General features: G+C 65.2%; 6 protein-coding genes and 1 pseudogene. 4 read left to right on the plus strand and 3 right to left on the minus strand.

The genetic code is table 11. The features are described from left to right. From MOV74_RS31545 to MOV74_RS31555, 3 genes and pseudogenes are all read right to left on the minus strand, one after another. Positions 1-169: pseudogene (locus tag MOV74_RS31545) on the minus strand (SAM-dependent methyltransferase); the annotation flags it as partial. Between the two features lie 140 nt (positions 170-309). Then, a complete protein-coding gene (locus tag MOV74_RS31550; RefSeq protein ID WP_246930878.1) occupies positions 310-849 on the minus strand; it encodes a VOC family protein in 540 nt (179 codons plus the stop codon). A 25-nt stretch (positions 850-874) separates the two neighbouring features. Next, positions 875-1840 (minus strand): tripartite tricarboxylate transporter substrate binding protein, encoded by a 966-nt coding sequence (locus tag MOV74_RS31555; protein ID WP_309486854.1) that lies wholly within the window; start codon positions 1838-1840, stop codon positions 875-877. 207 nt (positions 1841-2047) lie between these two features. On the opposite strand from MOV74_RS31555, the gene MOV74_RS31560 reads away from it, so the two are divergent. The 4 genes from MOV74_RS31560 to MOV74_RS31575 all read left to right on the plus strand — a co-directional run. Continuing rightward, on the plus strand, positions 2048-2746 hold the full coding sequence (locus MOV74_RS31560; RefSeq protein WP_246930882.1) for a TetR/AcrR family transcriptional regulator: 699 nt from the start codon (positions 2048-2050) through the stop codon (positions 2744-2746). Then, positions 2724-3275 carry a carboxymuconolactone decarboxylase family protein gene (locus MOV74_RS31565; RefSeq protein ID WP_246930884.1) on the plus strand — a complete coding sequence of 184 codons (552 nt, stop codon included), beginning with the start codon at positions 2724-2726 and terminating at the stop codon, positions 3273-3275. Before MOV74_RS31560 ends, MOV74_RS31565 begins: the two co-directional genes overlap by 23 nt. An 11-nt stretch (positions 3276-3286) precedes the next feature. Beyond that, positions 3287-4132: an SDR family NAD(P)-dependent oxidoreductase gene (locus tag MOV74_RS31570; protein WP_246930887.1), complete on the plus strand. Its 846-nt coding sequence runs from the start codon at positions 3287-3289 to the stop codon at positions 4130-4132. Positions 4133-4282: 150 nt separating this feature from the next. After that, positions 4283-4693, plus strand: a 411-nt coding sequence (locus MOV74_RS31575; protein WP_246930889.1) for a HutD family protein, incomplete at its 3' end; no start/stop codon positions are given.

Here is a 4693-nt window from a genome sequence, read left to right on the forward strand (position 1 = left end):
CGCGCGTCACTGCGCCGGTGCCCGCGGCGATCTCGAGCAGCGCGGAGGGAGTGCGGGCGGCGACGCGACGTGCGATGTCCTCCGCATAGACGGAGAAGATCATCGGGACGAGATACTCGTCGTAGATTTTCGGAATCGAGCCGGCGAAAACCTTGTCAGTGTCGGACATGTTGCCTCGCTGCAGGTTCGAATGCGGGCTCATCCTACCATGGATCGCCGTCTACCGCGCCAGCAATGACGTGAACCCCGCCGGTTCCTGCATCGCCTTGCGCGCTCTCGGACAGCATTGGCGAAGTCCCTGATGGCGCCTTACGATTTTGCCCCGCCGACCTCGCGGATCGGCCGCGTGCCGTCCCAGCTCTTCGCGGCCTGCCGGACCTTCTCGAAAAACGGCCCCTTGGTGCCGCTGATGTCGGAAATCTCGATCACCGTGCCCGGATGGGCCTGGGTGTCGAAATAGGCAAAGCGGCCCTTGTCGCCGCCGATCTGGCCCTCATGGCCGATCCTGTAGCCGAGCCCGAGTGCCTTGTCGTAGAGCGCCTGGTAGTCATGGCTCCAATATGACATGTGCTGGAGGCCTTCGTGACCGGCGTCGAGGAATTCCCTGTACAGCGAGGGCGCGTCGTTGCGCTGCTGGATCAGCTCGATCTGGAGATCGCCGGAATTGGCCAGCGCAATGCTCATCTCGACAGTCGAATCCTGACCGCGATGTCGGAACCAGTCGGTCTTGACGCGGTCCATGTAGTACCAGGGGCCGACGCCCATCACCTCGATCCAGTGCTTCATCGCAGCGTGGATGTCACGCACCACATATCCGTTCTGGCGCACCGCGCCGAAGATGCGGCTCATGCCCGCGCTCCTCTTGTCAGCCAATTCACTTGACCTCAATGCCCGCGTCCTTGGCAACCTGCTTCCAGGCCGCGATGTCGCGGGCGTTGATGTCGCGCTGCTCCTCGCCGGGCACGAATTGCGGGGTGATGCCGAGCCCGAGCAGCTTCTCCTTCACGGCGGCATCGCCGAGCGCGTCCTTCAGCGCCGCCGACAGTTTCTGTGCGATCGGGGGAGCGAGGCCCGCCGGCGCATACATGGCCCAGGACAGGCTGCGGTCGAACGGCACGCCCTGCTCCTTGTAGCTGGCGATATCAGGCAGGCTCGGCGAACGCTCGCCGCAGGCGGCCAGCGCCTTGATCGAGCCGTCCTTCACCAGCGGCGTTGCCGTCGCCACGTCGAGTGTCGCGAGCGAGATGTGGCCGCCGAGCAGGTCGCCGGCTAGTTTTGCGATGCCGTTGAACGGCACGTGGTCCATCTTGATGCCGGTCTGCTGCATCAGGATTTCCGCGCAAAATTGTCCGGTCGAGCCGACGCCCCAGCTGCCGTACTGGACTGGTTCGCCCTTCTTGGCCAGCGCGACCAGGCCCTTGATGTCATTGGCGGCGAAATTCTTGGTCGCGACCAGCATGATCGAGGACGTCCCGACGCGGCCGATGGTCGTGAAATCCTTGATCGGATCGTAGGGCAGCTTTGGATAGATGGCGGGAGCCAGCACATGCGTGGTCATGCCGCCGACGGTGATGGTGTAGCCGTCATTCGGCGAAGTCGCGACCATCTGCGTGCCGAGCGTGCCGGCAGCGCCGGTGTGGTTCTCGATATAGATGCTCTGTCCGAGCGTCTTGCCCATCCTGTCCGCGAGCAGCCGGCCGACCACATCACCGCCGCCGCCGGCGGCATAAGGCAGCAGCATCTTGATCTTGTGCGTGGGGTAGGCGGCCGGATCCTCGGCGTATGCGGGCGCCGCCGCAGACAGGACCGGCAGTGACGATGAGACGACGCAAAGCGTCATGATGGTTTGCCGCGCGGGCAAAAAGCGGGCGAGGCGTGCCATGTCGTTGTCTCCCAATTGCTCTCCGCTTATCGAGCGGAGTTGAATGCCACCGCGCTCACGCAGAGATGTTCTGCGTCGCGGTCGAGGATCGTCGCATAGGACATGAAAAACGAACGATCGTTCGTACGGTTGACTAGCGAACGATCGTTCGTTAGTCAAGCACCCATGGCTGTCCCTCCCACAAGCGCGGCGGAAGCGGCTGCGCCCACGACACGGGAGCGCATTCTTTACGAGGCGCTCAACCTGTTCGCGCAGAGCGGCTATGGCGGCGCCTCGATGCGCGAGCTGGCGCGCCGCGTCGGCATCCGCGAAAGCAGCCTCTACAACCACTTTCCCGGCAAGGCCGCGATCCTGGAGGCGATCGTCAGCGAGCATGGCCCGGCGAGCTCGGCAAGCCGGTTGGAAGAGCCGCGCTACAAGCAGCTGGCGCGCCAGCCCGCCGCGTTCTGCCGCCAGTTTGCGCTCGACCTCGTCGAGCAATGGTCCGACCCGCGCGAGCACCAGTTCCAGAAAGTCATCACGGCCGAGCGCAACCGCGTGCCCGGCATCCGCGCCAAATTCGCCGATCATTTCTACGCGCGCGAGCAGAGCCTGATGACGGACTATTTTCGCGGCTTCGCGCTCGCCGGTTTGGTCAAGACGCCGGATCCGCGCGAGACCGCGCGGTTGTTCGCGGCAGGCCTGATCTACATCCGTCTCGAGCATTACGTGATGGGCGCCGCGCCCTCGCCGCGATCCAAGGTGATCGAGGCGATCGAGCGCTATCTCGCTTTCTTCCTGTCGCTGATCGCGGCAGGCGACGATACCGACAACAAGAAACGAAAGCCCAAGGGAGAGAACCGTGGCAAGGCTGCCCCTGATTGATCCGGAGACGACGAGCGGCGACATCCGCGCCTCGTTCGACCGCATGCCGGTCAAGCTCAACATCTTTCGCATGATGGCCCATGCCGAGGCCAACATGATCCCGGCGATGCGGCTCGGCAATTCGATCCTGCACAAGCAGAAGCTCTCGGCGGTCTACCGCGAGCTGCTGATCCTTCAGGCCGCGCAGCTCGAGGGCGGCGCCTATGAATGGCGCCAGCACGTGCCGATCGCGCTCGGCGTCGGCTGCACGCAAGGGCAGGTCGATGCGGTCGAGCGAGCGGACTACGACGCCGCCGCGCTGAACGAGGCCGAGCGCGCCCTGCTGAAATTCGGCCGCGAGGTGGTCGAGAACGTCCGCGTCCCCGAGGCCACGTTCGCTGCCGCGCGAAAACATTTCAGCGACCAGGAGATCGTGGAATCCATCGTCGCGCTCGGCTTCTACATGATGATGGCGCGCCTCACGGAAGCGACCGAAACCGATCTCGATCCCGCCGCCGGCATGACGGTCTATGACGGCGGCAAGAAGTAGGGCGGCTTGAGATGACGGAAACCGAGAGCAAGCCGGAACGCTACGTCCGCCCGCCGAGTGCGGAATCTCTGGGTGAGGCGCCGGGCAGGGGGCGTCTGAAGGGGCGCCGCATCCTGATCGTCGGCGGCGGCCAGCGCGTGTTCGACGCCGCCATCGATCCGATCGGCAACGGCCGCGCCATGAGCATTCTGTGCGCGCGGGAGGGCGCCAAGGTCGCGGTCGCCGACCTCAACCACACCTCCGCGCAGCAGACCGTCAAGCATATCACCGATGAAGGCGGCGAGGGCTTTGCCATCACGGCCGACGTCACGCGTGAGGCTGACGTCGTCCGCATGATCGAGGAGGCGCATCGCGCCATGGGTGGGCTCGACGGCATGGTGCTGAACATCGGCACCTTCGGCAAGGTCGGACTCGATGCCGTCAGCCCCGAGGAGTGGAACAGGATCTACGACGTCAACGTCCGCGGTCCCATGCTGTGCTGCCGCGCCGCGATGCCGAGATTCGACGATGGCGGCGCCGTCGTCTTCATCTCCTCCATCGCCGCGCTGAAAGCGGGATCGCAGATGGCAGTGTATGATTCCTCAAAGGCCGCGCTTGGCGGCCTGATGCGCAACATCGCCCATCTCGGTTCGCGCCGCGGCATCCGTGCCAACCTCGTCTATCCCGGCCTCGTCGACACCCCGAACGGCCGCGAAGCCGGCGCCGGCCGTCCCTCGCGCGGCAAGGGCCACGTGCCCTTCGGCCGCCAAGCCACCGCATGGGAGATCGCCTATGCCGTGCTGTTCTTCCTGTCGGACGAGAGCGTCTACGTCACCGCGCAGACTCTTGCGGTGGATAGCGGCCTGAGCGGGATGTGAGGGGCCGCCGTAGCCCGGACTGCGCTGCGCTCCATCCGGGCTACGGTCCTGTCTGCGTGGTTCGCTCGTCGGCCGGTTGGCAGATGGTCTGCCATCACGCCTATGATGTGCTACGACGTCTGCCCACCAGTGTCCCGGATGGCTTGATTGATGAAAACCACGCTGCTCAAATCCGAAGACTACACCCGCTCGCCCTGGAAGAACGGCGGCGGCATCTTCACCGACATTGCGGGCGCCTGGCGCGCCGATGCGCCGGCGAAGGATTGGAGCAGCCTGCTCTGGCGCTTTGCGAGCACGCCGATCGTGGCGCCCGGTCCGTTCTCCCATATGCCCGGCATCGATCGTCTTCAGATGGTCGTCGATGGTCGCGGGCTGGTGCTGAAGTCGCCCGCGCAGGATCTTGACGAGCGTGAACCTTTTACGACGGTGCGCTTCACCGGCGAGACGGAGATCGTGACCGCACTCGAGGCAGGGCCCGTCGAGGTCGTGAACCTGATGGCGCGGCGCGGGGCTGCCGAGATCGCGCTCGTGGCGCTCCGCGAGCCCGGCGAGCGGCAGCTT

It is taken from the genome of Bradyrhizobium sp. SHOUNA76 (assembly GCF_023006445.1).
Lineage (GTDB): Bacteria > Pseudomonadota > Alphaproteobacteria > Rhizobiales > Xanthobacteraceae > Bradyrhizobium.

What these genes read in the sequence shown, in the direction of transcription:
- MOV74_RS31550 (WP_246930878.1), bottom strand. Translation starts at nt 849, where the DNA reads ATGAGCCGCATCTTCGGCGCGGTGCGCCAGAACGGATATGTGGTGCGT.
- MOV74_RS31555 (WP_309486854.1), bottom strand. Translation starts at nt 1,840, where the DNA reads ATGACGCTTTGCGTCGTCTCATCGTCACTGCCGGTCCTGTCTGCGGCG.
- MOV74_RS31560 (WP_246930882.1), top strand. Translation starts at nt 2,048, where the DNA reads ATGGCTGTCCCTCCCACAAGCGCGGCGGAAGCGGCTGCGCCCACGACA.
- MOV74_RS31570 (WP_246930887.1), top strand. Translation starts at nt 3,287, where the DNA reads ATGACGGAAACCGAGAGCAAGCCGGAACGCTACGTCCGCCCGCCGAGT.